General features: G+C 67.9%; 45 protein-coding genes. 4 read left to right on the top strand and 41 right to left on the bottom strand.

From position 1 onward, the window contains the following. Nucleotides 1-72 precede the first annotated feature (72 nt). From rplQ to rpsJ, 30 genes are all read right to left on the bottom strand, one after another. Nucleotides 73-534: a 50S ribosomal protein L17 gene (rplQ, locus tag GTW67_RS01850; protein ID WP_161163026.1), complete on the bottom strand. Its 462-nt coding sequence runs from the start codon at nucleotides 532-534 to the stop codon at nucleotides 73-75. A 169-nt stretch (nucleotides 535-703) separates the two neighbouring features. Next, nucleotides 704-1,726: a DNA-directed RNA polymerase subunit alpha gene (locus tag GTW67_RS01845; RefSeq protein WP_003966937.1), complete on the bottom strand. Its 1,023-nt coding sequence runs from the start codon at nucleotides 1,724-1,726 to the stop codon at nucleotides 704-706. A 131-nt stretch (nucleotides 1,727-1,857) separates the two neighbouring features. After that, nucleotides 1,858-2,262 (bottom strand): 30S ribosomal protein S11, encoded by a 405-nt coding sequence (rpsK, locus tag GTW67_RS01840; RefSeq protein WP_003956432.1) that lies wholly within the window; start codon nucleotides 2,260-2,262, stop codon nucleotides 1,858-1,860. Between the two features lie 66 nt (nucleotides 2,263-2,328). Next, entirely contained in the window at nucleotides 2,329-2,709 is a 381-nt protein-coding gene (gene rpsM, locus GTW67_RS01835; RefSeq protein ID WP_003974244.1) for a 30S ribosomal protein S13, read from the bottom strand. Nucleotides 2,710-2,897: 188 nt separating this feature from the next. Next, nucleotides 2,898-3,011 (bottom strand): 50S ribosomal protein L36, encoded by a 114-nt coding sequence (gene rpmJ / locus GTW67_RS01830; protein ID WP_003974245.1) that lies wholly within the window; start codon nucleotides 3,009-3,011, stop codon nucleotides 2,898-2,900. 66 nt (nucleotides 3,012-3,077) lie between these two features. Next, nucleotides 3,078-3,299, bottom strand: a complete 222-nt coding sequence (gene infA, locus GTW67_RS01825) for a translation initiation factor IF-1 (protein WP_003948620.1) — start codon at nucleotides 3,297-3,299, stop codon at nucleotides 3,078-3,080. Nucleotides 3,300-3,448: 149 nt separating this feature from the next. Then, complete coding sequence (gene map, locus GTW67_RS01820; RefSeq protein WP_161163025.1) at nucleotides 3,449-4,285, bottom strand: type I methionyl aminopeptidase; 837 nt, start codon at nucleotides 4,283-4,285, stop codon at nucleotides 3,449-3,451. 203 nt (nucleotides 4,286-4,488) lie between these two features. Then, a complete protein-coding gene (locus tag GTW67_RS01815) occupies nucleotides 4,489-5,142 on the bottom strand; it encodes an adenylate kinase (protein ID WP_161163024.1) in 654 nt (217 codons plus the stop codon). Further along, complete coding sequence (gene secY, locus GTW67_RS01810; protein ID WP_161163023.1) at nucleotides 5,142-6,455, bottom strand: preprotein translocase subunit SecY; 1,314 nt, start codon at nucleotides 6,453-6,455, stop codon at nucleotides 5,142-5,144. Before secY ends, GTW67_RS01815 begins: the two co-directional genes overlap by 1 nt. Before the next feature lie 240 nt (nucleotides 6,456-6,695). After that, nucleotides 6,696-7,151 carry a 50S ribosomal protein L15 gene (gene rplO, locus GTW67_RS01805; RefSeq protein ID WP_003974249.1) on the bottom strand — a complete coding sequence of 152 codons (456 nt, stop codon included), beginning with the start codon at nucleotides 7,149-7,151 and terminating at the stop codon, nucleotides 6,696-6,698. 2 nt (nucleotides 7,152-7,153) lie between these two features. Beyond that, on the bottom strand, nucleotides 7,154-7,336 hold the full coding sequence (gene rpmD, locus GTW67_RS01800; protein WP_003974250.1) for a 50S ribosomal protein L30: 183 nt from the start codon (nucleotides 7,334-7,336) through the stop codon (nucleotides 7,154-7,156). 2 nt (nucleotides 7,337-7,338) lie between these two features. After that, nucleotides 7,339-7,944: a 30S ribosomal protein S5 gene (gene rpsE, locus GTW67_RS01795; RefSeq protein ID WP_019753099.1), complete on the bottom strand. Its 606-nt coding sequence runs from the start codon at nucleotides 7,942-7,944 to the stop codon at nucleotides 7,339-7,341. Between the two features lie 41 nt (nucleotides 7,945-7,985). Beyond that, complete coding sequence (gene rplR, locus GTW67_RS01790; RefSeq protein WP_003974252.1) at nucleotides 7,986-8,369, bottom strand: 50S ribosomal protein L18; 384 nt, start codon at nucleotides 8,367-8,369, stop codon at nucleotides 7,986-7,988. A 3-nt stretch (nucleotides 8,370-8,372) separates the two neighbouring features. Beyond that, entirely contained in the window at nucleotides 8,373-8,912 is a 540-nt protein-coding gene (gene rplF / locus GTW67_RS01785; protein ID WP_161163022.1) for a 50S ribosomal protein L6, read from the bottom strand. A 24-nt stretch (nucleotides 8,913-8,936) separates the two neighbouring features. Beyond that, nucleotides 8,937-9,335: a 30S ribosomal protein S8 gene (gene rpsH / locus GTW67_RS01780; RefSeq protein WP_007384075.1), complete on the bottom strand. Its 399-nt coding sequence runs from the start codon at nucleotides 9,333-9,335 to the stop codon at nucleotides 8,937-8,939. 209 nt (nucleotides 9,336-9,544) lie between these two features. Beyond that, nucleotides 9,545-9,730, bottom strand: coding sequence for a type Z 30S ribosomal protein S14 (locus GTW67_RS01775; protein ID WP_003948630.1), 186 nt, complete (start codon nucleotides 9,728-9,730; stop codon nucleotides 9,545-9,547). Between the two features lie 5 nt (nucleotides 9,731-9,735). Beyond that, nucleotides 9,736-10,293: a 50S ribosomal protein L5 gene (gene rplE / locus GTW67_RS01770; protein WP_077796752.1), complete on the bottom strand. Its 558-nt coding sequence runs from the start codon at nucleotides 10,291-10,293 to the stop codon at nucleotides 9,736-9,738. Further along, nucleotides 10,293-10,616, bottom strand: a complete 324-nt coding sequence (rplX, locus tag GTW67_RS01765) for a 50S ribosomal protein L24 (protein WP_003992365.1) — start codon at nucleotides 10,614-10,616, stop codon at nucleotides 10,293-10,295. Before rplX ends, rplE begins: the two co-directional genes overlap by 1 nt. Nucleotides 10,617-10,618: 2 nt before the next feature. Then, a complete protein-coding gene (gene rplN, locus GTW67_RS01760; protein ID WP_030831680.1) occupies nucleotides 10,619-10,987 on the bottom strand; it encodes a 50S ribosomal protein L14 in 369 nt (122 codons plus the stop codon). 107 nt (nucleotides 10,988-11,094) lie between these two features. Continuing rightward, nucleotides 11,095-11,379: a 30S ribosomal protein S17 gene (gene rpsQ / locus GTW67_RS01755; RefSeq protein ID WP_161163021.1), complete on the bottom strand. Its 285-nt coding sequence runs from the start codon at nucleotides 11,377-11,379 to the stop codon at nucleotides 11,095-11,097. After that, a complete protein-coding gene (rpmC, locus tag GTW67_RS01750; RefSeq protein WP_005481220.1) occupies nucleotides 11,379-11,603 on the bottom strand; it encodes a 50S ribosomal protein L29 in 225 nt (74 codons plus the stop codon). Before rpmC ends, rpsQ begins: the two co-directional genes overlap by 1 nt. Then, nucleotides 11,603-12,022: a 50S ribosomal protein L16 gene (gene rplP, locus GTW67_RS01745; RefSeq protein WP_009190136.1), complete on the bottom strand. Its 420-nt coding sequence runs from the start codon at nucleotides 12,020-12,022 to the stop codon at nucleotides 11,603-11,605. The genes rpmC and rplP overlap by 1 nt, the downstream gene beginning before the upstream one ends. Nucleotides 12,023-12,027: 5 nt before the next feature. After that, entirely contained in the window at nucleotides 12,028-12,858 is an 831-nt protein-coding gene (gene rpsC / locus GTW67_RS01740; RefSeq protein WP_100569745.1) for a 30S ribosomal protein S3, read from the bottom strand. Then, nucleotides 12,858-13,205 (bottom strand): 50S ribosomal protein L22, encoded by a 348-nt coding sequence (gene rplV, locus GTW67_RS01735; RefSeq protein WP_003974262.1) that lies wholly within the window; start codon nucleotides 13,203-13,205, stop codon nucleotides 12,858-12,860. The genes rpsC and rplV overlap by 1 nt, the downstream gene beginning before the upstream one ends. Before the next feature lie 44 nt (nucleotides 13,206-13,249). Continuing rightward, nucleotides 13,250-13,531 carry a 30S ribosomal protein S19 gene (gene rpsS / locus GTW67_RS01730; protein ID WP_003948639.1) on the bottom strand — a complete coding sequence of 94 codons (282 nt, stop codon included), beginning with the start codon at nucleotides 13,529-13,531 and terminating at the stop codon, nucleotides 13,250-13,252. Between the two features lie 12 nt (nucleotides 13,532-13,543). Beyond that, nucleotides 13,544-14,380 (bottom strand): 50S ribosomal protein L2, encoded by an 837-nt coding sequence (gene rplB, locus GTW67_RS01725; protein ID WP_003974264.1) that lies wholly within the window; start codon nucleotides 14,378-14,380, stop codon nucleotides 13,544-13,546. A 38-nt stretch (nucleotides 14,381-14,418) separates the two neighbouring features. Continuing rightward, the gene (rplW, locus tag GTW67_RS01720) at nucleotides 14,419-14,838 is read right to left on the bottom strand and encodes a 50S ribosomal protein L23 (RefSeq protein ID WP_161163020.1); all 420 of its coding nucleotides are present in this window, start codon (nucleotides 14,836-14,838) and stop codon (nucleotides 14,419-14,421) included. After that, complete coding sequence (gene rplD, locus GTW67_RS01715; RefSeq protein WP_127894806.1) at nucleotides 14,838-15,497, bottom strand: 50S ribosomal protein L4; 660 nt, start codon at nucleotides 15,495-15,497, stop codon at nucleotides 14,838-14,840. The genes rplW and rplD overlap by 1 nt, the downstream gene beginning before the upstream one ends. Before the next feature lie 8 nt (nucleotides 15,498-15,505). After that, nucleotides 15,506-16,150 (bottom strand): 50S ribosomal protein L3, encoded by a 645-nt coding sequence (gene rplC / locus GTW67_RS01710; protein WP_037858413.1) that lies wholly within the window; start codon nucleotides 16,148-16,150, stop codon nucleotides 15,506-15,508. Nucleotides 16,151-16,167: 17 nt separating this feature from the next. After that, entirely contained in the window at nucleotides 16,168-16,476 is a 309-nt protein-coding gene (gene rpsJ / locus GTW67_RS01705) for a 30S ribosomal protein S10 (protein ID WP_003948644.1), read from the bottom strand. A 461-nt stretch (nucleotides 16,477-16,937) separates the two neighbouring features. Here rpsJ and GTW67_RS01700 point away from each other — a divergent pair, with 461 nt between their 5' ends. Further along, the gene (locus GTW67_RS01700) at nucleotides 16,938-17,267 is read left to right on the top strand and encodes a hypothetical protein (RefSeq protein ID WP_161163019.1); all 330 of its coding nucleotides are present in this window, start codon (nucleotides 16,938-16,940) and stop codon (nucleotides 17,265-17,267) included. Here GTW67_RS01700 and GTW67_RS01695 read toward each other — a convergent pair. The 8 genes from GTW67_RS01695 to GTW67_RS01660 form a co-directional block, all read right to left on the bottom strand. Then, on the bottom strand, nucleotides 17,245-17,520 hold the full coding sequence (locus tag GTW67_RS01695; protein ID WP_161163018.1) for a hypothetical protein: 276 nt from the start codon (nucleotides 17,518-17,520) through the stop codon (nucleotides 17,245-17,247). The genes GTW67_RS01700 and GTW67_RS01695 overlap by 23 nt on opposite strands. 48 nt (nucleotides 17,521-17,568) lie before the next feature. Continuing rightward, nucleotides 17,569-17,781, bottom strand: a complete 213-nt coding sequence (locus GTW67_RS01690) for a hypothetical protein (RefSeq protein ID WP_161163017.1) — start codon at nucleotides 17,779-17,781, stop codon at nucleotides 17,569-17,571. A 5-nt stretch (nucleotides 17,782-17,786) separates the two neighbouring features. Next, a complete protein-coding gene (locus GTW67_RS36810) occupies nucleotides 17,787-18,245 on the bottom strand; it encodes a hypothetical protein (protein WP_237518604.1) in 459 nt (152 codons plus the stop codon). Nucleotides 18,246-18,399: 154 nt separating this feature from the next. Beyond that, nucleotides 18,400-18,732: a cupin domain-containing protein gene (locus GTW67_RS01680; RefSeq protein ID WP_161163016.1), complete on the bottom strand. Its 333-nt coding sequence runs from the start codon at nucleotides 18,730-18,732 to the stop codon at nucleotides 18,400-18,402. A gap of 64 nt (nucleotides 18,733-18,796) precedes the next feature. Next, complete coding sequence (locus tag GTW67_RS01675) at nucleotides 18,797-19,261, bottom strand: hypothetical protein (protein WP_161163015.1); 465 nt, start codon at nucleotides 19,259-19,261, stop codon at nucleotides 18,797-18,799. A gap of 16 nt (nucleotides 19,262-19,277) precedes the next feature. Next, nucleotides 19,278-20,396 (bottom strand): acyltransferase family protein, encoded by a 1,119-nt coding sequence (locus tag GTW67_RS01670; RefSeq protein ID WP_346010534.1) that lies wholly within the window; start codon nucleotides 20,394-20,396, stop codon nucleotides 19,278-19,280. Between the two features lie 189 nt (nucleotides 20,397-20,585). Continuing rightward, nucleotides 20,586-21,944: an NADP-specific glutamate dehydrogenase gene (gene gdhA, locus GTW67_RS01665; RefSeq protein ID WP_161163013.1), complete on the bottom strand. Its 1,359-nt coding sequence runs from the start codon at nucleotides 21,942-21,944 to the stop codon at nucleotides 20,586-20,588. Nucleotides 21,945-22,161: 217 nt separating this feature from the next. Further along, the gene (locus GTW67_RS01660) at nucleotides 22,162-22,932 is read right to left on the bottom strand and encodes an SDR family oxidoreductase (RefSeq protein ID WP_161163012.1); all 771 of its coding nucleotides are present in this window, start codon (nucleotides 22,930-22,932) and stop codon (nucleotides 22,162-22,164) included. A 77-nt stretch (nucleotides 22,933-23,009) separates the two neighbouring features. Between GTW67_RS01660 and GTW67_RS01655 the strand changes: the two genes are divergently transcribed. Beyond that, nucleotides 23,010-23,615: a helix-turn-helix domain-containing protein gene (locus GTW67_RS01655; RefSeq protein WP_202436683.1), complete on the top strand. Its 606-nt coding sequence runs from the start codon at nucleotides 23,010-23,012 to the stop codon at nucleotides 23,613-23,615. Here GTW67_RS01655 and GTW67_RS01650 read toward each other — a convergent pair. From GTW67_RS01650 to GTW67_RS01640, 3 genes are read right to left on the bottom strand one after another with little or no spacing between them, the layout of a single operon-like run. Then, a complete protein-coding gene (locus tag GTW67_RS01650) occupies nucleotides 23,563-23,778 on the bottom strand; it encodes a DUF397 domain-containing protein (protein ID WP_161163011.1) in 216 nt (71 codons plus the stop codon). The genes GTW67_RS01655 and GTW67_RS01650 overlap by 53 nt on opposite strands. A gap of 7 nt (nucleotides 23,779-23,785) precedes the next feature. Then, nucleotides 23,786-23,995, bottom strand: coding sequence for a DUF397 domain-containing protein (locus GTW67_RS01645; RefSeq protein WP_161163010.1), 210 nt, complete (start codon nucleotides 23,993-23,995; stop codon nucleotides 23,786-23,788). Further along, nucleotides 23,992-24,867, bottom strand: coding sequence for a helix-turn-helix domain-containing protein (locus tag GTW67_RS01640; protein WP_161163009.1), 876 nt, complete (start codon nucleotides 24,865-24,867; stop codon nucleotides 23,992-23,994). The genes GTW67_RS01645 and GTW67_RS01640 overlap by 4 nt, the downstream gene beginning before the upstream one ends. Before the next feature lie 157 nt (nucleotides 24,868-25,024). Here GTW67_RS01640 and GTW67_RS01635 point away from each other — a divergent pair, with 157 nt between their 5' ends. Continuing rightward, a complete protein-coding gene (locus GTW67_RS01635) occupies nucleotides 25,025-25,456 on the top strand; it encodes an ATP-binding protein (RefSeq protein WP_161163008.1) in 432 nt (143 codons plus the stop codon). Nucleotides 25,457-25,705: 249 nt separating this feature from the next. Then, a partial coding sequence (locus GTW67_RS01630) for a helix-turn-helix domain-containing protein (protein ID WP_161163007.1) occupies nucleotides 25,706-26,492 on the top strand: 787 nt, incomplete at its 3' end.

The raw sequence follows: 26,492 nt of genomic DNA, 5'->3' as shown, positions 1-26,492 counted from the left end.
AGGGGCGCGGGGAACTGCGCGACCAGCCACGACGAAGCCGCAGCCGCCGACGCACAGCCCCCGGCAGAACGCTTACGCGTCCTTCGACTCCTCGGCGGGAGCCTCGGTCGCCTCGGCGTCCTTCGCGGCACGCTTCGTCGCGGCCTCGGCCTCACCGGTGGCCTGCTGCGCCACGGTCAGCGCCTCGACCAGCTCGATGACGGCCATGGGCGCGTTGTCGCCACGGCGGTTGCCGATCTTGGTGATCCGGGTGTAGCCACCGGGACGGTTCTCGTACCGGGGGCCGATCTCGGTGAAGAGCGTGTGGACGATGCTCTTGTCCGTGATGACCTGGAGCACCTGACGGCGGTTGTGAAGGTCGCCCTTCTTCGCCTTGGTGACCAGACGCTCGGCGTACGGACGCAGCTTGCGCGCCTTCGCCTCGGTCGTGGTGATGCGGCCGTGCTCGAAGAGGCTCTTCGCGAGGTTCGCGAGGAGCAGCTTCTCGTGCGCGGCGCTGCCGCCCAGACGGGCACCCTTGGTGGGCTTCGGCATGGTGTTTCTCCTAGGTGTCTGCCCCGGCCGTATCAGGTACCGAAGTCAGTATCCGAGCAGGCGGTCGCCTGTCGGAGATCCGGGGCGCTCTTTCAAACGCCCCGGAGGATCCGCGCCCCGAAGGGGCGCGGGGAACTGCGCGACCAGCCCCAACGGACCGGCAGCCGAATCAGTACTGCTCGGTCTCCACGAAACCGGCGTCAGCATCGTCATCGGCACCGAACGCGTCCGCCGCAGCGGTCGGGTCGAATCCGGGCGGGCTGTCCTTGAGCGCGAGGCCCATGCCGGCCAGCTTCGCCTTGACCTCGTCGATCGACTTCGCACCGAAGTTACGGATGTCGAGCAGGTCGGCCTCGGAGCGAGCAACCAGCTCACCCACAGAGTGGATGCCCTCACGCTTGAGGCAGTTGTACGACCGAACGGTGAGCTCAAGCTCCTCGATCGGCAGCGCCAGGTCGGCCGCCAGCGCAGCGTCCGTCGGGGACGGACCCATGTCGATGCCCTCGGCGTCGATGTTCAGCTCGCGGGCGAGACCGAACAGCTCGACCAGGGTCTTACCGGCGGACGCCATGGCGTCGCGCGGCCGCATGGCCTGCTTCGTCTCGACGTCGACGATCAGCTTGTCGAAGTCGGTGCGCTGCTCGACACGCGTGGCCTCGACCTTGTACGTGACCTTGAGAACCGGCGAGTAGATCGAGTCGACCGGGATGCGCCCGATCTCCTGACCGACCTGCTTGTTCTGCACGGCGGAGACGTAGCCGCGACCGCGCTCGACGGTCAGCTCCATCTCCAGCTTGCCCTTGCCGTTGAGCGTGGCGAGGACGAGGTCGGGGTTGTGCACCTCGACACCGGCCGGGGGCGCGATGTCGGCGGCGGTGACCAGACCCGGGCCCTGCTTGCGCAGGTACATCACGACCGGCTCGTCGTGCTCCGAGGAGACGACCAGCTGCTTGATGTTGAGGATGAGGTCGGTGACGTCCTCCTTGACGCCCGGCACGGTGGTGAACTCGTGCAGGACACCGTCGATGCGGATGCTGGTGACAGCAGCGCCGGGGATCGACGAGAGGAGGGTGCGGCGGAGGGAGTTGCCGAGGGTGTAGCCGAAGCCCGGCTCCAGCGGCTCGATGACGAACCGGGAGCGGAACTCGTCGACGACCTCTTCGGTCAACGAGGGACGCTGAGCGATCAGCATGTGGTGATCCTTCAGTCAGGGGCGCCCGCTATTTGACGCCCGACTAGTACTGCAAGGGTACGGGCGGCACGACCCGAAAGAGCCGTACCGCCCGGAAATCCCTGTGAAGCGATGCCTCGACGACCGTGAGGTCAGACGCGGCGGCGCTTCGGCGGACGGCAGCCGTTGTGCGGGGTGGGCGTGACGTCCTGGATGGAGCCCACCTCAAGACCGGTCGCCTGAAGCGAACGGATGGCGGTCTCGCGACCCGAGCCCGGGCCCTTGACGAACACGTCGACCTTGCGCATGCCGTGCTCCTGAGCGCGGCGGGCAGCCGACTCGGCGGCCATCTGCGCGGCGAACGGCGTGGACTTCCGGGAGCCCTTGAAGCCGACGTGGCCGGCGGAGGCCCAGGAGATCACGTTGCCGGACGGGTCCGTGATCGAAACGATGGTGTTGTTGAACGTGCTCTTGATGTGCGCGTGGCCGTGAGCGACGTTCTTCTTTTCCTTGCGGCGCACCTTCTTGGCAGCGCCCTGACGTCCCTTGGGGGGCATGTCGTTCTCCTACGGGAGGTGGTCGGTCCTACAGCGAAGACCGCTGGACGGCGAGTCCGCTGCGGACTACTTCTTGCCCGGCTTCTTCTTACCGGCGATGGCGCGACGCGGGCCCTTGCGGGTGCGGGCGTTGGTGCTGGTGCGCTGACCGCGGACGGGCAGACCGCGACGGTGACGGAGACCCTGGTAGGTACCGATCTCGACCTTGCGGCGGATGTCGGCCTGGACCTCGCGACGGAGGTCACCCTCGGTCTTGATGTTGTTGTCGACGTACTCGCGGATCGCGACGAGCTGCTCCTCGGAGAGGTCGCGAACACGGGTGTTCGGGTCCACGCCGGTGGCAGCGAGCGTCTGCTGCGAGAGGGTCCGGCCGATGCCGAACACGTAGGTGAGGGCGATCTCCACGCGCTTTTCGCGCGGGATGTCAACACCGGAAACGCGTGCCATTCAATGGCTCCAGTTGGTTGTCGGAGGTCTTCCACAGAACCGGTCCCCGGTCGCCGTATCAGGTACGAACCGGGTCCCCGGCCTCCGAACCGGGGGTGTCGGGCACCTGGGCGCCCGGGTCCTGCGTATGAACATGTTCAGCTCGCGTCGCGCGAAGTCATGCGAATCGCGGAGGGAACGGTCGTGCGTCAGCCCTGGCGCTGCTTGTGGCGCGGGTTGTCGCAGATGACCATGACCCGACCGTGACGGCGGATCACCCTGCACTTGTCGCAGATCTTCTTGACGCTCGGCTTGACCTTCATGGGGTGAGGTTCTCCGGGTCAGTTGCCGGCGGACCCGCGGCGAGTGCCGCGGGACGTGGGCAAGATCTACTTGTACCGGTAGACGATCCGGCCACGCGTCAGGTCGTACGGAGACAGCTCCACCACGACCCGGTCGTCAGGGAGGATGCGGATGTAGTGCATACGCATCTTGCCGCTGATGTGTGCCAGGACCTGGTGGCCGTTCTGGAGCTCGACCTTGAACATGGCGTTCGGAAGAGACTCGACGACAGTGCCCTCGATCTCGATGGCACCTTGCTTCTTGGCCACGCTTCGCCCTTCGAATCGACTACCTTGATCGACTCCGTCACACCCTGCGAGCAGAAGCAGGCATACGGGTGCACGAGAGCCGACGAGTCAGTCTACGTCAGCACCCCCGAAAAGACGAAACGAGGAAGCCTGCCCCGGGGAGGAGATCGTCATGCCAACGGATCGGGCGCCGCGGCAATCCCCAGCTCGGCCAGCTTCGCCTTGCCCCCATCGGGGGCAGTCAGGACCAGGGGGCCCTGTTCCGTCAAGGCGACCGAGTGCTCCCAGTGGGACGACCACGTGCCGTCGGTCGTGATGACCGTCCACTCGTCCTGGAGGACCTCGGTCTTCGGGGTGCCGAGGGACACCATCGGCTCGATGGCCAGGCAGAAGCCGGGCACCAGCTTCGGGCCCTTGCCGCGGCGCCGGTCGACGTAGTTCAGCAGGTGCGGGTCCATGTGCATCTCGGTGCCGATGCCGTGGCCGCCGTAGTCCTCGATGATCCCGTACTTGCCGCCGCCGGGCTTGGGCTGGCGGCGGATGTACGTCTCGACGGCCCGCGAGATGTCGACGAGCCGGTTGCCCTGCTTCATCGCCGCGATGCCGGCCCACATCGACTCCTCGGTCACCCGGGAGAGCTCGACCAGCTCCGGGGCGTGACCGGAGCCGACGAAGGCCGTGTAGGCGGCGTCACCGTGCCAGCCGTCGATGATCGCGCCGCAGTCGATGGAGATGACGTCCCCGTCCTTGAGGACGACGTCGTCGGACGGGATGCCGTGGACGACGACCTCGTTCACGGACGTGCAGATCGTCGCCGGGAACCCGCCGTAGCCGAGGAAGTTCGGCTTGGCGTTGTGCTCCGCGAGCACCTTGCGGGCGACCTGGTCCAGGTCCTTGGTCGTGGCACCGGGCACGGCGGCCTCGCGCGTGGCCGCGTGGATGGCGGCGACGACCAACCCCGCCTCACGCATCTTGGCGATCTGCTCGGGGCTCTTGATCTGCACCATATGGACTGCGGCCTTTCTGGACCGAGGGAAAGCGGACTGACTCAACGATACGGCCCCACCCAGTCGCGGGCAGGCGTGCCGCTGGGCGGCACGGGTGGGCGCGACGGCACCCCGCTCGCGCCGGGCCGCGCGACCCACCCCCACCCACGCCACAGCCGCGGCCCCTGAAGGGAAACCGCGGCTGTGACCAAGCAACACGCGAACTACTTGTCCCGCTTCAACGCCTCCAGCGCCCGCCCGGTGACCTCGCTCACCGGACCCATCGCGGAGATCGTCACGACCAGACCCTGCGCCTTGTAGTAGTCGATGATCGGCTCGGTCTGCGTGTGGTAGACCTCCAGCCGCTTGCGGACCGTCTCCTCGGAGTCGTCGTCCCGCTGGTACAGCTCGCCGCCGCAGACGTCGCAGACGCCTTCCTTCTTAGGCGGCGTGTACGTCACGTGGAAGACGTGCGCCGAGTCGTTGCGGCAGACACGCCGGCCGGCGATCCGCTTCACGACCTCGTCCTCAGGGGCCTCGAGGTCCAGCACCGCGTCGAGCTTCATGTTCTCGGTCTCGAGGAGCTCGTCCAGCGCCTCGGCCTGCGAGACGTTGCGCGGGAAACCGTCGAGCAGGAAGCCGCCCTCGGCGTCGGGCTGCTCCATCCGGTCCTTCGCCATGGCGATGGTGACCTCGTCCGGTACGAGGTTGCCGGCGTCCATGTAGGACTTGGCGAGCTTGCCCAGCTCGGTCTGCCGGCTGATGTTCGCGCGGAACAGGTCGCCCGTGGAGATGTGCGGAATGTGCAGCGTCTCGGCAAGGCGGGTGGCCTGCGTTCCCTTTCCGGCACCCGGCGGCCCGACGAGGACGATTCGCATCAGCGGAGGAACCCTTCGTAATTGCGCTGCTGGAGCTGGCTCTCGATCTGCTTCACCGTCTCGAGACCGACACCCACGATGATCAGGATGCTGGTGCCGCCGAACGGGAAGTTCTGGTTTGCCCCGAAACCAGCCAACGCCATTGTCGGGACGAGAGCGATCAGACCCAGGTACAGCGAACCCGGCCAGGTGATCCGGTTGAGTACGTAGCTCAGATACTCAGCGGTCGGTCGGCCAGCCCGGATGCCCGGGATGAAGCCACCATACTTCTTCATGTTGTCGGCGACTTCCTCGGGGTTGAACGAGATAGCCACGTAGAAGAAGGCGAAGAACACGATCAGGAAGAAGTACAGGATGATGTGCGGCGTGGCCGCAGTGTCCGCGAGGTTCTTCGTGATCCAGGTGGCCCAGCCCGCCTGCGAGTTGGAGAACTGGACGATCAGCGCCGGGATGTAGAGCAGCGACGAGGCGAAGATGACGGGGATCACACCCGCCTGGTTCACCTTGAGCGGGATGTACGTCGACGTGCCGCCGTAGGAACGGCGGCCGATCATGCGCTTCGCGTACTGGACCGGAATGCGGCGCTGGGCCTGCTCCACGAAGACCACGAGACCGACCATCACCAGGCCGACCAGGATGACCGTGCCGAACTCGATCCAGCCGCCCGCCAGGTCGCCCTGCTTCTTGATGGCCCACAGCGCGGACGGGAAGGTCGCGGCGATCGAGATGAACATCAGGATCGACATGCCGTTGCCGATGCCGCGGTCGGTGACGAGCTCACCGAGCCACATCACGACGGCCGTACCGGCGGTCATGCAGACCACCATGACGACGGTGCTGAAGATCGAGCGGTCCGGCACGATCTGGCCGGCGACGGTGCAGCCGGAGAACAGGGCGCCACTGCGGGCGGTGGCCACCAGGCCGGTGCCCTGAAGGATGGCGAGCGCCATGGTCAGGTAGCGGGTGTACTGCGTGATCTTCGCCGTACCCGCCTGGCCCTCCTTCTTCAGGGCCTCCAGGCGCGGGATCACCACGGTCAGCAGCTGCAGAATGATGCTCGCCGTGATGTACGGCATGATGCCGAGCGCGAAGACCGTGATCTGCAGCAGGGCGCCACCGCTGAACATATTGACCAGACCGAAGAGGCCCTGGTTGCCGGACGCCTGGTCCACACACTCCTGGACGCTCTTGTAGTCGACGCCGGGGATCGGGATGTGGGTACCGAGCCGGTACACCACGATGATGCCGAGCGTGAAGAGCAGCTTCTTGCGCAGGTCGGGCGTCTTGAACGCCCGGGCGAACGCGGTGAGCACGGTGCCTCCTGCGACCCCCGCGCTTCTGCGTCAAGGGTGACGGTCTTGAGGTTCGACTGACGACTAAGGGATAACGGTCAACTGCCGCTCAGGGTGCCCCATGTGTGGCACCCGTGAAAGAGGGCAGCGCAGGCCACCTTACCGGCGGGACCACTGCCCTTGGAACGACCAACCGGGGATACCCCTTTTGTGGGGTATCCCCGGTCGGGATCGTTCAGGTCATCGAGACGCCTGAATGGCTCAGACGAGCTCGGTGACGGTACCGCCGGCGGCGGTGATCTTCTCCTTGGCGGAACCGGAGACGGCGTCGACCGTCACCTGGAGCGCCACGGAGATCTCGCCCTGGCCGAGGACCTTGACGAGGCTGTTCTTGCGAACGGCACCCTTGGCCACGAGGCCCTCGACGGTGACTTCGCCACCCTCGGGGTACAGCGCGGCCAGCTTGTCGAGGTTCACGACCTGGAACTCGGTCTTGAACGGGTTCTTGAAGCCCTTCAGCTTCGGAAGACGCATGTGGAGGGGCATCTGGCCACCCTCGAAGCGCTCCGGAACCTGGTAACGGGCCTTCGTACCCTTGGTACCACGACCGGCCGTCTTACCCTTCGACGCCTCACCACGACCGACACGGGTCTTCGCGGTCTTGGCGCCGGGGGCGGGACGGAGGTTGTGGATCTTGAGCGGGTTGTTCTCCGCCATGATCAGTCGACCTCCTCGACCGTCACGAGGTGGCGGACGGTGTGCACCATGCCGCGGAACTCGGGGCGGTCCTCCTTGACGACCTGCGTGTTGATGCCCTTGAGACCAAGGGAACGCAGGGTGTCACGGTGGTTCTGCTTGCTGCCGATGTAGGACTTGACCTGCGTAATCTTGAGCTGCGCCATGATTACGCACCCGCCCCGGCACGCGCACGGAGAAGAGCCGCGGGAGCGACGTCCTCGAGGGGCAGACCACGGCGGGCCGCGATCTCCTCGGGACGCTGCAGGCCCTTCAGGGCCTCCACGGTCGCGTGCACGATGTTGATGGCGTTGTCGGAGCCGAGCGACTTCGACAGCACGTCGTGGATACCGGCGCACTCGAGCACGGCACGCACCGGACCACCGGCGATAACACCGGTACCCGGGGACGCGGGCTTGAGCAGCACGACGCCGGCAGCCTTCTCACCCTGGATGGGGTGCGGGATGGTGCCCTGGATGCGGGGGACCTTGAAGAAGTGCTTCTTGGCCTCCTCAACACCCTTGGCGATGGCGGCCGGCACCTCCTTGGCCTTGCCGTATCCGACACCCACGGTGCCGTCACCGTCGCCCACCACGACCAGCGCGGTGAAGCTGAAGCGACGACCACCCTTCACAACCTTGGCGACGCGGTTGATCGCGACGACGCGCTCGACGTAAGCGGTCTTCTCGGCGGCAGCTGCGCCGCCGTCACGGCCCTTCCGGTCCCGCCGCTCGCCGCCACCGGCACCGCTTCCGCGGCGCTGGGGTCCAGCCATTGGAATTACCTCTCTCTTTTTCCGCTAGCTACGGAACCGGCTCAGAACTTCAGTCCGGCTTCGCGGGCGGCGTCCGCCAGAGCGGCGATGCGCCCGGCGTACTGGTTGCCACCACGGTCGAACACGACGGCCTCGACACCGGCGGCCTTGGCGCGCTCGGCGACCAGGGCGCCGACCTGCTTGGCCTGCGCCGACTTGTCGGCCTCGCCGCCGCGGATCGAGGTGTCCAGGGTGGACGCCGACGCAAGGGTGTGACCCTTGATGTCGTCGATCACCTGGGCCACGATGTGGCGGTTCGAGCGAGTAACGACCAGACGGGGACGCTCCGCCGTACCCGAGAGATTCTTGCGAATCCGGATGTGGCGGCGCTTGATCGCGGCGCGCTTGTAGGCGTCGCCCTTGAGGATCTTCTGTCCGTATGCCATGGCTTACTTACCCGCCTTTCCGACCTTGCGGCGGATGACTTCGCCCTCGTACTTGACGCCCTTGGCCTTGTACGGGTCGGGCTTGCGCAGCTTGCGGATGTTGGCCGCAACCTCGCCGACCTTCTGCTTGTCGATGCCCTCGACCGAGAAACGGGTCGGGGACTCCACCTTGAAGGTGATGCCCTCGGGGGCCTCGACCGTGATCGGGTGGCTGTAGCCGAGGGAGAACTCCAGGTTCGAACCCTTGGCGATGACGCGGTAACCGACACCGCTGATCTCGAGCTTCTTCACGTAACCCTGGGTCACGCCGGTGATCATGTTCGCCACCAGCGTGCGGGACAGGCCGTGCAGGGCCTTGCTCTGACGCTCGTCGTTGGGGCGGGTGACGTTCAGAACGCCGTCCTCACCCTTGGCGATGTCGATCGGCGCGACGACGGTGTGGGTCAGCGAACCCTTGGGGCCCTTGACCGCGACCGTACGGCCGTCGATGGTGACGTCCACGCCGGCGGGAACCGTGATGGGGAGCTTGCCAATACGCGACATAGCTGTTTCCTCCGTTCCCTTCCGCTACCAGACGTAGGCGAGGACTTCCCCACCCACGCCCTTCTTGCCGGCCTGCTTGTCGGTGAGGAGCCCGTGCGACGTGGAGATGATCGCCACGCCGAGGCCGCCCAGCACCTTCGGCAGGTTGGTGGACTTCGCGTACACCCGGAGACCGGGCTTGGAGATCCGCTTGATGCCCGCGATGGAGCGCTCACGGTTCGGGCCGAACTTCAGCTCGAGGACGAGGTTCTTGCCGACCTCGGCGTCCTCGACCTTCCAGCCCGTGATGAAGCCCTCCTGCTGGAGGATCTCCGCGATGTGAGACTTGATCTTGGACGCCGGCATCGTCACGGAGTCGTGGTACGCCGAGTTCGCGTTCCGCAGACGCGTAAGCATGTCTGCGATCGGATCAGTCATGGTCATGAATTGGCCTTCGGCCTCTCTCGCCGTGGTTTCCTGGTGCGCCATCCCTCTCCCCGATCCGAGACGGGACGGGTGCGGCGCGGTGGACCTACGGCGTAGTAAGTCGTACGGGCGGCAGACGCCCAACCCCACAAGCCTAAGGCATGCGGAGGTGGGCCCCTGCCGACCCAGTTGCTTACCGAGAGTCTGAATAACCCGGAATTACCGGATTACCAGGAGCTCTTGGTCACGCCCGGCAGCTCGCCACGGTGAGCCATCTCACGAAGGCACACGCGGCAGAGGCCGAACTTGCGGTAGACGGAGTGCGGACGGCCGCAGCGCTGGCAGCGCGTGTAGCCGCGGACACCGAACTTGGGCTTGCGAGCAGCCTTGGCAATCAGGGCCTTCTTCGCCATCTCGCTCACGCCTCCTTGAAGGGGAAGCCGAGGTGACGGAGGAGCGCGCGGCCCTCAGCGTCGTTGGTCGCCGTGGTCACCACGGTGATGTCCATACCCCGGGTGCGGTCGATCTTGTCCTGGTCGATCTCGTGGAACATGACCTGCTCCGTGAGACCGAAGGTGTAGTTGCCACGGCCGTCGAACTGCTTGGGGGACAGGCCGCGGAAGTCGCGGATGCGCGGCAGCGCGAGCGACAGGGTGCGGTCCAGGAACTCCCACATGCGGTCGCCACGGAGCGTGACGTGGGCACCGATCGGCTGACCCTCACGCAGCTTGAACTGCGCGATGGACTTGCGGGCCTTGGTGACGGCCGGCTTCTGACCGGTGATCGTGGTGAGGTCGCGGATGGCGCCCTCGATCAGCTTGGAGTCGCGGGCGGCGTCGCCCACACCCATGTTGACCACGATCTTGACGAGGCCGGGAACCTGCATGACGTTCTCGTAGGAGAACTCCTCACGCAGCTTGCCCGCGATCTCCTCGCGGTACTTCGTCTTCAGACGCGGAGTGGTGGTGGTAGCCATCAGATGTCCTCACCCGTCCGCTTGGCAACGCGGATCTTGTTGCCCTCGTCGTCGAAGCGGTAACCGACGCGCGTGACGACCTTGTTGCCGTCCTTCTCCACGACCAGCTGGACGTTGGAGACGTGGATCGGGGCCTCGGTGGTCACGATGCCGCCGGCCTGCGAACCGCGAGCGGTCGGCCCGGCCTTGGTGTGCTTCTTGACCCGGTTGACACCCTCGACCAGGACACGGTCCTCACGGGGGAAGGCCGCGATGACCTTGCCCTGCTTGCCCTTGTCCTTACCGGTGATGACCTGGACCAGGTCGCCCTTCTTGATCTTCATGCTCACAGCACCTCCGGCGCGAGGGAGATGATCTTCATGAACTTCTTCTCGCGCAGCTCACGGCCCACCGGGCCGAAGATACGGGTGCCGCGAGGGTCGCCGTCGTTCTTCAGAATGACGGCGGCGTTCTCGTCGAAGCGGATGTACGAGCCGTCCGGACGGCGGCGCTCCTTGACGGTGCGAACGATGACCGCCTTGACGACGTCACCCTTCTTCACGTTGCCACCGGGGATCGCGTCCTTGACGGTGGCGACGATGACGTCACCGATACCCGCGTAGCGGCGGCCCGAGCCACCGAGCACACGGATGCAGAGGACTTCCTTCGCACCCGTGTTGTCGGCGACACGCAGCCGCGACTCCTGCTGGATCACGTCTATCTCCTGTTTGTCTGCCGGTTCCCGGCAGGGACCGCCTCGTCACCGAGGTGGGGCCCCTGCCGAGCCTGGCGGAACTGACCTGCGGATGAACCCCGCAGGAATTACTTGGCCTTCTCGAGGACCTCGACGACGCGCCAGCGCTTCGTCGCGGACAGCGGCCGGGTCTCCATGAGGAGGACGCGGTCGCCGACACCCGCGGCGTTCTGCTCGTCGTGAGCCTTGAGCTTGTTGGTACGACGGATGACCTTGCCGTACAGCGCGTGCTTGACGCGGTCTTCGACGGCGACGACGACGGTCTTGTCCATCTTGTCGCTGACGACCAGACCCTCACGGGTCTTGCGGAATCCGCGTGCCTCGGTGTTCTCAGTCACGTTGCTCTCGCTCATCAGGCGCTCTCCACCGTCTCGATGCCCAGCTCGCGCTCACGCATCAGGGTGTAGATCCGCGCGATGTCCTTACGGACGGCCTTGAGCCGGCCGTGGTTCTCGAGCTGACCCGTCGCCGCCTGGAAGCGGAGGTTGAACAGCTCTTCCTTGGCTTCGCGGAGCTTGTTCAGCAGCTCCTCGTCACCCAGTTCGCGCAGCTCGGACGCCTTGGTACCGGCCGACATCACGCTTCACCTGCCTCGCGCTTGACGATCCGGCACTTCATCGGCAGCTTGTGGGCCGCACGGGTCAGCGCCTCACGGGCGATCTTCTCGTTGGGGTACGACAGCTCGAACATGACGCGTCCGGGCTTGACGTTGGCGATCCACCACTCCGGCGAACCCTTACCGGAACCCATGCGGGTCTCGGCCGGCTTCTTGGTGAGGGGACGGTCCGGGTAGATGTTGATCCAGACCTTGCCGCCACGCTTGATGTGACGGGTCATCGCGATACGAGCCGCCTCGATCTGGCGGTTCGTGACGTAGGCCGGGGTCAGCGCCTGGATGCCGTACTCGCCGAACGCAACCTGCGTTCCACCCTTGGACATACCGTTGCGCTTCGGGTGGTGCTGCTTGCGGTGCTTGACCCTACGGGGGATCAGCATTTCGGTCAGGCCTCCGTTCCGGTGCTCTCAGCCGGAGCGGCAGCGGCGGGCGCGTCGGCCTTGGGGGCCTCGGCGGCCGGAGCCGACTGCTGCTGCGGCTTGCGACCGCGCCGCTCGCCACCGCGGCCACCACGGGCCGGGCGGTCGGCACCACCACGGGCCGGGCGGTTACCCGCACGGGCCGCAGCGTTCTCGGCGCGGACCTCGGCGATGTTCTTGACGTCGCCCTTGTAGATCCAGACCTTCACACCGATGCGGCCGAAGGTCGTCTTGGCCTCGAAGAAGCCGTAGTCCACGTTCGCGCGGAGCGTGTGCAGGGGCACACGGCCCTCGCGGTAGAACTCCGAGCGGGACATCTCGGCGCCACCGAGGCGGCCACCGCACTGGATCTTGATGCCCTTGGCGCCGGCCTTCATCGCCGACTGCATGCTCTTGCGCATGGCACGGCGGAAGGAGACGCGGGAGGAGAGCTGCTCGGCGACGGCCTGGGCCACGAGCTGAGCGTCCGTCTCGGGGTTCTTGACCTCGAGGATGTTCAGCTGGACCTGCTTGCCCGTCAGCTTCTCGAGGTCGCCGCGGATGCGGTCGGCCTCGGCGCCGCGGCGGCCGATGACGATGCCCGGACGAGCGGTGTGGATGTCCACACGCACGCGGTCACGGGTGCGCTCGATCTCCACCTTCGAGATGCCGGCGCGCTCCATGCCGGACGTCATCATCCGACGGATGGCGACGTCTTCCTTGACGTAGTCCTTGTACAGCTTGTCGGCGTACCAACGCGACTTGAAGTCGGTCGTGACACCGAGCCGGAACCCATGCGGGTTAACCTTCTGGCCCATTACCGGGTTCCTTCCTTGCTGCTGACGACCACGGTGATGTGGCTGGTCCGCTTGCGGATCCGGTAGGCACGGCCCTGCGCGCGCGGCCGGAACCGCTTCAGGGTCGGACCCTCGTCGACGTAGGCCTCGGAGATGAAGAGGCTGTCGGCGTCGGTGTGGTCGTAGTTGTGCGCGGCGTTGGCAATGGCGCTGTCCAGCACCTTGCCCACCGGCACGCTCGCGGCCTGCGGGGCGAAACGCAGGACCGCCTGAGCCTCCGTGGCATCCATGCCACGGATGAGGTCCACCACGCGGCGGGCCTTCATGGGCGTGACGCGGATGTACCGCGCCTGGGCCCTGGCTTCCATGGTTGTCCCTTCAGTGTTTGTCATGGTCTTTCACACCCCGCTGACTAGCGGCGCTTCGACTTCCGGTCGTCCTTGACGTGACCCCGGAAGGTGCGCGTCGGCGAGAACTCGCCGAGCTTGTGGCCGACCATGGACTCGGTGACAAACACCGGGATGTGGGTCTTGCCGTTGTGCACCGCGATCGTGTGGCCGAGCATCGCCGGGACGATCATCGAGCGACGGGACCAGGTCTTGATGACGTTCTTGGTACCGGCTTCGTTCTGGACATCCACCTTCTTGATCAGGTGGTCGTCGACGAAGGGTCCCTTCTTCAAGCTACGAGGCATCTCAACCCGTCCTTAGCGCTTCTTGTTCGTCTTGCGGCGGCGGACGATGTACTTGTTCGACGCCTTCTTGGGCGAACGAGTACGGCCTTCCTTCTTGCCCCAGGGGGACACGGGGTGACGACCACCGGAGGTCCGGCCCTCACCACCACCGTGCGGGTGGTCCACCGGGTTCATGACCACGCCACGGACGGTCGGGCGAACGCCCAGCCACCGCTTGCGGCCTGCCTTGCCCCAGTTGATGTTGCTCTGCTCGGCGTTGCCGACCTCGCCGACCGTGGCGCGGCAGCGCTGGTCGACCAGGCGGATCTCACCGGACGGCATGCGGAGGTGGGCCATGGTGCCCTCCTTCGCGAGCAGCTGCACGGAGGCGCCGGCGGAGCGGGCGAACTTGGCACCGCCACCGGGACGGAGCTCGATCGCGTGGATCGTGGTACCGACCGGGATGTTGCGGAGGGCCAGGTTGTTGCCCGGCTTGATGTCGGCCCCGGGACCGTTCTCGACGCGGTCACCCTGCTGGAGGTTGCGCGGGGCGAGGATGTAGCGCTTCTCGCCGTCGGCGTAGTGCAGCAGCGCGATGCGCGCGGTGCGGTTGGGGTCGTACTCGATGTGCGCGACCTTCGCCGGCACGCCGTCCTTGTCGTGACGACGGAAGTCGATCACGCGGTAGGCGCGCTTGTGTCCGCCACCCTGGTGGCGAACGGTCACACGACCGGCGTTGTTACGGCCGCCCTTGCTGTGCAGCGGGCGGACCAGCGACTTCTCCGGCGTGGACCGCGTGACCTCGACGAAGTCGGCGACGCTGGAGCCACGACGGCCCGGCGTAGTCGGCTTGTACTTGCGGATTCCCATTTCTCAGTCCTCGTCCGATATCGGACGATCCGACCCGCTTACGCGGTCGGACCGCCGAAGATGTCGATACGGTCGCCCTCGGCGAGGGTCACGATCGCGCGCTTGCTGTCGGCACGCTTGCCGAAGCCCGTGCGGGTCCGCTTCCGCTTGCCCTGGCGGTTGATCGTGTTGACCCCGGTGACCTTGACCGAGAAGACCGCCTGGACGGCCTCCTTGATCTGGGTCTTGTTGGAGCCCGGCGCGACGATGAACGTGTACTTGTTCTCGTCGAGGAGCGCGTAGCTCTTCTCGGACACGACCGGCTTGAGCAGCACGTCACGGGGGTCCGTGAACGCCTTGCTCGCCGGGGTGACGACGGTGTTCTTGCCCTCGGCCTCGTGGCGACGCGCCTTGGCGACGCGCGCTGCCTTGGCCGCCTTGGCGGCCTTCGAGGCGATGCTCGGGTGACGCGTAGCCATCAGGCCTCGCTCCCTTCGGTGTCAGCGGCCTTGTTGGGGCCAGACACGAAGGACTCGAAAGCGGCCTGGGTGAAGACCACGTCGTCCGAGACGAGAACGTCGTACGTGTTCAGCTGGCCCGGCTCCAGAATGTGGATCTGGGGCAGGTTGCGGGCGGACAGCCACGCGGCCTCGTCGGCGCGGTCGACGACCAGGAGCAGGTTCTTGCGCTCCGAGATCTTGCCGAACAGCGTGCGGGCGGCCTTCGTGGACGGGGTCTCGCCCTCGATGACGCCGGTCACGACGTGGATGCGGTCGTGGCGGGCCCGGTCGGTGAGGGCGTGGCGCAGGGCCGCGGCCTTCATCTTCTTCGGGGTCCGCTGCGAGTAGTCACGCGGCTGCGGGCCGTGGACGACGCCACCGCCGGCGAACTGCGGGGCGCGGGTCGAACCCTGGCGGGCGCGGCCGGTGCCCTTCTGGCGGTACGGCTTCTTACCGCCACCACGGACCTCGCCGCGACGCTTGGTCTTGTGCGTGCCCTGGCGGGCAGCGGCGTTCTGCGCGACGACGACCTGGTGGATCAGCGGGATGCTGATCTTCTCCACGCCGAAGATCTCCGCGGGGAGCTCGACGCTACCGGTCTTCTCGCCGGCAGGCGAAAGGATGTCAACAGTGCTCATCGGTTACCTCAGGCCCCCTTGGCCGCGGTGCGGACCAGGACGAGGCCGCCGTTCGGACCGGGAACCGCGCCCTTGATGAGCAGCAGACCCTTCTCCGCGTCAACGGCGTGGACGGTCAGGTTCTGGGTGGTGACCCGCTCGTTGCCCATGCGGCCGGCCATGCGGAGGCCCTTGAACACGCGGCCCGGGGTGGCGCAGCCACCGATGGAACCGGGGGAGCGGTGCTTGCGCTGGGTGCCGTGACCGGCGCCGAGGCCCTTGAAGTTGTGACGCTTCATGACACCGGCGAAGCCCTTGCCCTTGCTCTTGCCGGTCACGTCGACCTTGACACCGGACTCGAACACCTCGGCGGTGATCTCCTGGCCCAGGGTGTACTCGGCGGCGTCCGCGGTGCGGATCTCGACAAGGTGGCGGCGGGGGGTGACGTCGGCCTTGGCGAAGTGACCCTTGAGGGGCTTGTTCACCTTGCGCGGGTCGATCTCGCCGAAGGCGATCTGGACGGACTCGTAGCCGTCGACGTCGTTCGTACGGACCTGGGTGACGACATTCGGGCCGGCCTTGACGACGGTGACGGGAACAACGCGGTTGTTCTCGTCCCACACCTGCGTCATGCCGAGCTTCTCGCCCAGGATGCCCTTGATCTGCTTGGTCATCTTCAGATCACCGGCCCTCAGAGCTTGATCTCGATGTCGACACCGGCCGGGAGGTCGAGTCGCATCAGAGAGTCAACGGTCTTGGGGGTCGGGTCGAGGATGTCGATCAGGCGCTTGTGCGTGCGCATCTCGAAGTGCTCGCGCGAGTCCTTGTACTTGTGCGGCGACTTGATGACGCAGTACACGTTCTTCTCAGTGGGCAGCGGCACCGGGCCCGCGACCGACGCACCAGTGCGAGTCACCGTCTCGACGATCTTCTTCGCCGAAGAGTCGATGACCTCGTGGTCGTAGGCCTTGAGCCGGATGCGGATCTTCTGTCCCGCCATGGCTACTTCGTAGTCCTGTCTCTCGTAACGCTCTGGACCCGGTGGTCCTTGTCCATTCCGCTCTCCTCCGACCCACGCGGTCGGGCGTGTCGCACTCTCGCTGACACAGATGTCCCTCTTCGGGACTTCCCTGCTGGGGAGTGCGGGCCCTTCCGGAACCGCGGGCGGGGGCGAGAGGCCCACCGGGCGCCTGGTCTGCACCCCGCTGACGCTTCCCGGAAGATTCCCGTACTTCCGCTCCTGATCAGGAGCGACGAGTACTGTGGGACTCGCTTCCGGTCCCCCCGGCGGGAGGCGCGCAGCATCGGCACTCGACCGAGCAACCCCGCCAGTCTGCCATACGGGGCAGGGGCCTGGCCAATCGAGCCGGAGACAATACCCCGAAGGTGACGTGGGTCAAACTGAGGCCCGCCGGGCGGGACCGCGCGGCGGGACATGACCGGACATTCAGGGGGACCGAGATGGCAACGGAGAGGGCTGCGGCCCGAGCGGACAAGTGGTCGATCGCATGGATCCTGCTGGCCCTGGCCCTGTGGGGCGTCTTCACGATCCTGATGCTCTCGTCATACGGCCCGGAATACGACGGCGAACCCCGCTGCGAGGGCCCCCTCCTCAACCCGTACGAGAACCGCGACGGCACCTGCGCCAGCGAACTCCGCGAGTGGCCGGCCCTGCTGGGCATCCTGGCCGTGTCGACGATCACAACGGTCGTAGCAGCAGCAACAACGATCTACGCAAAGCTACTCCCCCGCCTGGCGCCCCAGCCGATCACGCACACCCAAGAGTCTTGACGGTGGCGGGGAAGTAGGCGCGCGTGGCGCTGGCGCCGTTGTTGGCGATCAGCGCCTCCTCGGCGAAGCGTGCGCTGGTCGGCTCAGAGAATTTCGTCAACGCGCTATCGTATTTCGACCGCTGCATCAGCTTTGGTGTGTCCGTGTTCCCGTAGAACTGGAATGCCAGGACCTCAGATCCGCAGGAAACCACTGAGAGCGCCAGGCCGAGCACCAGCATGCCCAGAAGACCGGACCGGACGGTTGACTTCATTGCGGCTACTCCCCGGACATGCCCTTGCCATGAGCCGTTCCCTCCAGTTCACGGATGATGGCTCTGCCGCTCCTTGTCCGTCTTCGCTCTCCACGCCCGCCAGCCCAGGCGGGCAAGAACACCCACGCCCAGGGAGACGAGAATGGCTCCCCAGTCGATGACATGGGGCATTCCGGGAAAGAACGCGAAGAAGGCGAGTGCCGCGATCAACCCCACCAGGAAGGCCACGATCCCCGCCCGCTGCCCCTGCTCCTCGGTCATGACGCTCACTTCGTGACGTGGTGGCACTGAGCCGCCCGTCGCACGCTGTTCACGTAGAGATGCGCACACGTCTTGCCATAACGAGGCAGTCGCTGCGGTGAGTTGTTGCGCATGGGATCGATCTTGCACTCCTGGTGTGTCGCGCCCCGGGACGTGCGGTACGTCTTGTTGTTCGTGTCGGCGTAGGTGAAGTCGATGCGCCAGTTGCAGAAACCGCTGCTGAGAGCCCCGACGAAAGCGCAGTCGACGCCGGCATTCTGGTACGTGATCTTGCGGCCGCTGCCACGGACGGCGTGGGTGAACATGCATCCGGTCGGCACCTTCATCGACACACCGCCGATGCTGTAGTCGAAGGTGCGAATGGGAGTCGATCCGACCGCTGTGGCAGACGCCCCCGACGGAATCGTGATGATGAGGCCGCCCGCCGCTACGAGCGAAGCGGTCAGGCGTGCGAGATGCGACAAGACCAAGGTGATCCCCTCCTGGTGTCTCGTGACGAACACCGGACACAACGGGGAGTCGGACCTTCCGGTTGCGCTGTTCGGGGCTGCTTCATCATCTCGGGTACTCATGCCGACAGCGCGCTGACCAGCAGAAACGTTCCCAAGTGGGGCGGTGTCAGATCGGCTTCGCCACCGTCAGCAGCACCGCCGCGTCCTCCAATGCCTCCAGGCTGTGGCGGGCCGGGGGGATGAGGAGGAGGTCGCCGGTTCTGGCCTCCCAGGATGTGTCGCCGCTGGTGAGGCGGACTCGGCCGCGCAGTACCTGGACGGTCGCCTCGCCGGGGTTTTCGTGTTCGGCGAGGGACGTGCCGGCGGTGAGGGCGAGGAGGGTTTGGCGCAGGACGTGTTCGTGGCCGCCGTGGATCGTCGTGGCGCTGCGGCCGTTGGTCGCGGCGGCGGCGCGTTCGAGGTGTTCGCGGGCGAGGGCGTCGAGGGAGAGTTTCCGCATGTCCGCCAGTCTGGCGGGCGGTGCCGCGCGGCGGCAGGGCCGTGTGGGGTACGTCCCGCCGACGTCAGAGCCGGAACACGCCCCGCCACGTCCACCCCGCGCCCAGGACCGTGTCACGCAAGGGGTCCGTCAGCTCGCGGGTGTCGAAGCGGAAGGTCTCCACGCGGCGCCGGCGGCCGTCCGGGCCCGCCTCCCTCGACCACTGCCGGTACACCGCGGGCGCGTGGCCGCGGCCGTACCGTGCGCCGGTGCCGTCGGACGGGCGGGTCTCCCACCGTTCGTCGAGGAAGCGCACCTCGTGCCGGTCCGGGACCAGCCGCAGCCGCGTCCTGAGCCTGACGCCCACCCGCGGGACCGCGCACTCCGCCACCAGGTCGGCCCGCTCGTCCGGCAGCGCGGCGCGCACGCGGAACGGCACGTCCGGCTCGCCGTCGAGCCCGAGCAGCGCCGCTCGGACCTCCTCGGCCGGGCGGCGGACGGTGTCGGCGGCGGCGTACCTGGTGCCGGTCAGGCGGGTGAGAAGGCCCATCGCGTCAAAACCCCCGTCAGTGTGTCGCCCCCGCGTTCCGCAGTCGGGCGAAGGACGTGTCCAGGCCCCGCTTCAGCAGCCGGGACACCGGGCGTTCCACGCAGCGGTGCACGAGGTAGCTCAGCAGCAGGAAGCCCGTGATGACCGCGGCCACCAGGAGGCGGGGGTCCATTGTGCCGTGGAGGCGGTTGATGAGGGCGGTGCCGGCGGCGTAGTGGACCAGGTAGAGCGGGTACGTCATCGCGCCCGCCGTGACCAGCCACTTCCAGCGGATCCGGTCCGTGTACCCGAGCGCCACGGCGACCATGAAGAGCAGGAAGGCCGTGAAGATCACCACGCTCCCCCGCCACCCCGACACGTGCTCGATCTCCGCGATGCGGTTGCCGAGCTCCAGCTGCCCCATGAGCCACGCCATGGCGAGGATGCCCCACAGCAGGAGGTCCTGGCCGAAGCGGTGCATGAGATAGAGCGCGAGGCCCGCGATGAAGTACCAGGCGCCCTCCGGGTTGGCGATCAGCTCCAGCAGCGGGAAGCGGGCGATGGGGGCCAGCATCGCCGCCGCGCCCCACAGGCAGCAGAACAGGACCACCCTGCGGTACGTCAGCCCCATCGCGACCACGACGAGGAAGAGCAGGTAGAAGCGCAGCTCGGACCAGAGGGTCCAGTAGACGCCGTCGACGTTCGGCACGCCCGAGCCGGACTGGAGCATGGTCAGGTTCAGCAGGACCTCGCGCAGGCGCAGGCGTTCCCACACCCCCGGTACGGCGATCAGGACGGCCGTGGTGAACAGGACCGCGAACCAGTACGCCGGGTACAGCCGGATCACCCGGGAGACGAAGAACTGGCGCGGCGTGCGCCCCCAGCACGACATGCAGATCACGAAGCCGCTGATCACGAAGAAGATCTCGACGCCGATCCAGCCGTACGAGGCGAAACGGAACACCGTCGGCATGATCTCGGAGACCGGCCGGCCCCAGATCGGGTTGCCGGGGCGGTCGGCCCGCCAGGTCCCGGCGTAGTGGTGCGCGGCCACCATCAGTGCGGCGAGCAGCCGGATGCCGTCGATGACGTACAGGCGGCCGCCGGGGCGAGCGGCCGGTGTCGGCTGCGCGGCGGCGGGCCCCGGTACGGTCACCGCGAGCGGCGGGAGCGGTTGCCTCGTCCGTCCCGCGACGCGTCTCGCCGCCCGCTCGACCAACGGTGTTCCCTTGTCCGCCGCATGCACCATCCGCCCAGAAAAGAACAGGCGCCCCACGTGCGGAAGTGCTTTCGACGACTCGCCGCCAACGCCCCGTCCGGCGTTGGCGGCGAGTTCACCCGTACGTCAGATGACGCCCTGGGCGAGCATCGCGTCGGCGACGCGCTCGAAGCCGGCGATGTTGGCACCGGTCACGTAGTCGCCGGGGGCGCCGTAGCGCTCGGCGGTCTCGTGGCAGGTGGTGTGGATGTCGTTCATGATGTGCGTCAGCTCGTCCTCGACGCGCTCCGCCGACCACGACGTACGGGCGTGGTTCTGGGCCATCTCCAGGGCGCTGACCGCGACGCCGCCCGCGTTGGCCGCCTTGCCGGGGCCGAAGGCGACGCCGGAGCGCTGGAGGAGGTGGACGGCCTCGGGCGTGGCCGGCATGTTGGCGCCCTCGGAGACCGCCTTGACGCCGTTGCGGATCAGCGCGGCGGCGTCGTTCTCGTCCAGCTCGTTCTGCGTGGCCGACGGCAGCGCGAGGTCGGCCGGGACCTCCCAGACGCGCCCGCCCGGCACGAAGCGGGCCGAGGAGCCCCGGCGCTCGGCGTACGCGTCCACGCGCCCCCGCTCGACCTCCTTGATCTGCTTCAGCAGCTCCAGGTCGATGCCCTTCTCGTCGACCACGTAGCCGGAGGAGTCCGAGCAGGTGATGGCGTTGGCGCCGAGGGCGGCCAGCTTCTCGATGGTGTAGATCGCCACGTTCCCGGAGCCGGACACGACCGCCGTCTGGCCCTCCAGGTCCTCACCGCGCTCGCGCAGCATGGCGGCGGCGAACAGGACGTTGCCGTAGCCCGTCGCCTCCGGGCGGATCAGCGAGCCGCCCCAGCCCGCGCCCTTGCCGGTGAGGACGCCGGCCTCCCAGCGGTTGGTGATCCGGCGGTACTGGCCGAACAGGTAGCCGATCTCCCGGCCGCCGACGCCGATGTCACCCGCGGGGACGTCCGTGTGCTCGCCGATGTGCCGGTACAGCTCCGTCATGAAGGACTGGCAGAACCGCATGACCTCCGCGTCGCTGCGCCCGTGCGGGTCGAAGTCGCTGCCGCCCTTGCCGCCGCCGATACCGAGGCCGGTCAGGGCGTTCTTGAAGATCTGCTCGAAGCCCAGGAACTTGATGACGCCCAGGTTGACGGAGGGGTGGAAGCGCAGGCCGCCCTTGTACGGGCCGAGCGCGCTGTTGAACTCCACCCGGAAACCGCGGTTGACCTGGACGCGCCCCTGGTCGTCCTGCCACGGCACCCGGAAGATGACCTGCCGCTCCGGCTCGCACAGCCGCTCGATGAGCCCCGGCTCGGCGTACTCGGGCCGGGCCGCGACCACGGGGGCGAGCGTCTCCAGCACCTCGTGGACGGCCTGGTGGAACTCCGGCTGCGCCGGGTTGCGGTGCTCGATCTCGGCGAGCAGGTGGTCGAGCGTGGTCTTCGATGCGGATCGCGTCGTCACGGAAGCCCTTTCTGGCACGGCTGACACCGGGACCGGGGGGTGTCGGGAGGGGCGGCCGACGTTACTCCGGACCGGACCGGTGAAGGGCGCTCGGCGCCGTTGCCGCGCGCGGGGACACATAAGTGTTACGCGCATGTAAACACTCCGACCAGTGTCCGGTCTGCGCCCCGACCACTATGTGAGACCGAAACGCCGCATACCGGCCGTCGGCGGCGCGTCAGATCATGCCGCCGTTGGCGCGCAGGACCTGCCCGTTGACCCAGTGACCTGCGGGGCTGCTGAGGAAGGCGACCACGGCGGCGATGTCCTCCGGGGTGCCGAGGCGCTCCAGCGGCGGGGTCTTGGCGAGCTGGTCGATCTGCTCGGGCGACTTGCCCTCCAGGAACATGTCCGTGGCCGTGGGCCCGGGCGCCACGGCGTTCACCGTGACGTCCCGTCCGCGCAGCTCACGCGCCATGATCAGGGTCATCGCCTCCACGGCGCCCTTGCTCGCCGCGTACGCCCCGTACGTCGGGAACTGCGTGCCGACGACGGACGTCGAGAACCCCACGAAGGAGCCCCCCGCCCGCAGCCGCCGTGCCGCCTCCCGGGCGACGACGAAGGTGCCGCGGATGTTGGTGCGGTGCATGGCGTCCAGTGCCGCGAGGTCCAGGTCGGCGATGGTCGACAGGGTCATCCGCCCGGCCGAGTTCACCACCACGTCGACGCCGCCGTACTCCTCCTCCGCCCGGTCGAACAGCGCGGCGACCTCCTTCTCCTCCGCCACGTCCGCCGGTACGGCGATCGCCCGCCCGCCGGCGCCGGTGATCGCCGCGACCGTCTCCTCGGCGGACGCGGCGTCGCGGGCGTAGTTCACGACGACGGCCAGGCCGTCCCGGGCGAGCTTCCGCGCGACCGCCCGGCCGATGCCGCGTGATCCGCCGGTGACGACGGCGACGCGTACGGCCTCGGGGGCGGGGGTGGGGTGCTGGTTCGTGTTCGTGGTCATGACTCCACGATGCGCGGCGGCCGCCCGCGCAACCAGGGGACGTCATCCCCTGGGTCACCGGCCCGGCCCGGCGCAGAATGGACGGCATGAGCGCTGTGAAGTACGCCGAGCTGGGGGCGTTCCTGCGGTCGCGGCGGGAGCGCATCCGCCCGGCCGACGTGGGCCTCCCGGCCGGGACGCGGCGCCGGGTGCCGGGGCTGCGCCGCGAGGAGGTCGCCCAGCTCGCCGGGGCGTCGGTGGACTACTACAACGAGCTGGAGCGCGGCGCCGGTTCGCAGCCGTCCGAGCAGATGATCGCCGCGCTGGCGAGGGCGCTGCGGCTGTCCGCCGACGAGCGGGACTACCTGTACCGGCTCGCGGACCGGCCGGTGCCCGCGCAGGGCGGGGCCGCCTCGCACGTCCACCCCGGCATGCTGGACCTGCTCGGCCGCCTGCACACGACCCCGGCGCAGGTGATCACCGACCTGCACGTCACCCTCGTACAGAATCCGCAGGCCGTGGCGCTGGTCGGGGACCTCAACCTGTTCAGCGAGGACGGCCGCCAGCGGCTGCTCTGGTTCACCCCGGCGGTCGGGACGGACAGCGCGGGCCTGCTGGAGCTGCTGGCGGTCGTCGGAACGCAGGAGGTGATCAGCGGGGCTGCGCCGCGTACGGAAGGAAGCTCACCCAGGCGGCGGGGGTGAGGGCGAGGCGGGGGCCTGCTGCTACGTGCTTGGAGTCACGGACGTGGATGGTGCGGGGGGTCGTCGCGATCTCGACGCAGGACTCGCCGTCCGTGCCGCCGCTGTAGCTGCTCTTGAACCAGGCCAGTTCGGAGGCGTTCCGGGCAGTGCTCTTGCCGATCATGGCTCTCCTATCGGACGTACGAGACGAACGATGCCCAGGCGCTGGGCGCGAGGGCGAGACGCGGGCCCGCACTCGGCTGATGCTTGGAGTCACGGACGTGGACAGTGCCGGGGGTGATGGCCAACTCGACGCAGGACTCACCGTTGTTGCCGCTGCTGTAGCTGCTCTTGAACCACACCAGCTCGGAGGCATCCCCGGCGGTGGTCTTGCGGATCATGTTTCTCCCAGCAGTTGTTCGACGAAGACCAGCGACTCCCGAGGCGAGAGCGCTTGAGCCCGGATCGTCCCATACTGCAGTTCAAGGATGCGCAGCTGTTTAGGGTCCGACGTGGGCCGCCCGTTGAACTCGCCATCGGCCCGTCCAACCGCCGTCCCGTCTGAGAACTTGAGCAACTCGATCGTGCCGTCCGTCCCGGAGTGGGTTTCGCAGCTCATCGGCATCACCTGAAGCACGACGTTGTGCAACTTCCCCACCTCCAACAGACGTTCGAGTTGCTGTCGCCAGACCATTGTGCCCCCGATGGGTCGACGCAGAACCCCCTCTTCCAGAACGAAGCTGAGCGCGGGAGCGGGTGAGCGCTCGAACACGGTCTGACGGGCGACCCGCGCAGCCACCATGCGCTCCACATCGCCCGGCGAGTACGGCGGCTGGGCCGCCCCGATTACGGCTCGCGCGTGATCCGGCGTCTGCAACAGGCCGTTGACGCTGTTGCTCTGGTACACGGCGATCTCAACGGCCTTCGCCTCCAACTTCCCTAGCTCCCGCACCTTCTTCGGGTACCGGACCTTCTTCACGTCCTCCCACGTCGCCGCGATGAGCCCGCCCGCGCCCAACACCTCGTCGGCCCTCTCCAGGTACTCCTGCCGGGGGATCCGCTTCCCGGCCTCGACCTTGTAGACCAGGTCCTCCCCGTACCCGATCGCCGCCCCGAACTCGGCCGCCCGCATCCCCACGGCCTCCCGGCGCAGCCTCAACTGCCGCCCCACCGTGGCGAGTACCGCGATGCCCCACTCGTCGTCCGGGTCGACCTCCCACCCCGGCTCGTCCGCCTCGCCCTTGAGCCGGCCCGACTCCGCCTCGACCGCCATTCCGCGCCCCTCCGTAGTACCCGCTCGATTGCACCAGCGGCCTACCCCCACGGACCGCTCCGACAGCCCCGGACACCCCGGACAACCACCGGACAGTCACCGTACGTACCCGCCGAGTCACTTCTCACCGTACGCACGCGCCGCCACGCTGAGTGACGTGAATCAGAAATCCGCCGAACTCCCGACGTCCGTGCGCAACTTCAGCGTGCAGCTCTCGTCCACGCCGCGCGGCGCCCGCCTCGCCCGTCTGCTCGCGACCGAGCAACTGCGTAGCTGGGGCCTCCCCCTGGACCCGGCACGCCTGCTTGTCGCCGAACTGGCGAGCAACGCGGCGGCCCACGGACGCGTCCCCGGCCGCGATTTCCGGCTCACCCTGTACGTCGTCGGCGACACCCTGCGCGTCGAGGTCACGGACACGCGGGCCGAACGGCTGCCCGAGCTCCGGACGCCCGACCCGGACGCGGAATCGGGCCGGGGCCTGCTGCTGGTGGAGGCGTTCGCGCACCGCTGGGGGGTGACGGAGGGACGCTTCCCGCGCAAGACCGTATGGGCCGAACTGCGCTTCACCCCACCGGAACCCACGTCCTGAGGCTCCGGTGCGGCAGGGGCCCTACCAAGGAAAGAACTTGGGGAGAAAGCACCCCACCAAGCCCCACCCCTCCCCCCGAGGCGGGCCATCACTCGGGCGGGTGAACATCACCGACTGAGCTGGATTTCCGAGCCCTGGGCTCCCTTACGCTCAGCGCACCCGACCACCAAAAGGTCGGCCCCCGCCGGGACTGCCATCCCATGGCGAGGGCCTGACCACCAAGGAAGACAGGACTAGGACCTCTTCCCGATGGATACCGAAAACCCTAGCGCGCCCTCGCGCGCCCAGTCCGGCTCTGCCGCCAATCCGAGCCGTTCGGGTCGCCACGGCGGCGGCATCGTCCACGAGAACACCCGCCACACCACCCGCTTCGTGGTGATCGGCAACCACCTGGCCCAGCACAAGGAGCTGTCCCTCCTCGCGATCGGCCTCGGCTGTCACATCCAGTCGCTGCCCGCCGGTTCCGGCGCCGACATCAAGTCGCTCGCCGCCCGCTTCCCCGAGGGCCCGACCCGCATCGCCGCCGCCCTGCGCGAGCTGGAGGCCCACGGGTACCTGCGCCGGGAACGCGTACGCACGTCGACCGGCCGCATCGTCACCCGCACGGTCTCCTGCAACCAGCCGAACCACCGGCGGGAGGCGGCCGACACGGGGTGCCCGGAACAGCCGGCCCGCCCGGCGGCGGAGCGCCCGCCCCGTCCGAAGGGGACGCGTACCCGCAAGGGCCTGCCCGCCGTACCGCAGCCGAGCTGCCAGTCCCCGGCGCTGCTCCAGACGGCCGCCGACCTCCTCGCCGGCCTGCGCCGACACGACTCCCGGCTGCTGCTCTCCGCGAGCGACACCGCCCACCTGGCCCCAGGCGTCGCCGCGTGGCTGGAGCGGGACGTCACCCCCACCGCCGTACGCCACACCCTGACCACCGGCCTCCCGGACGAGCCCCTGCACCGCCCGGCCGCCCTCCTGGCCCACCGCCTCACCGACCGCCTCCCACCTACACCCCCGCGCCGCGCCCCCGCGGCCCCACCGCCCCCGCGCT

Source organism: Streptomyces sp. SID5910 (assembly GCF_009862125.1).
Classification (GTDB): domain Bacteria; phylum Actinomycetota; class Actinomycetes; order Streptomycetales; family Streptomycetaceae; genus Streptomyces.
This window is presented reverse-complemented; position numbering and strand designations above follow the sequence as displayed.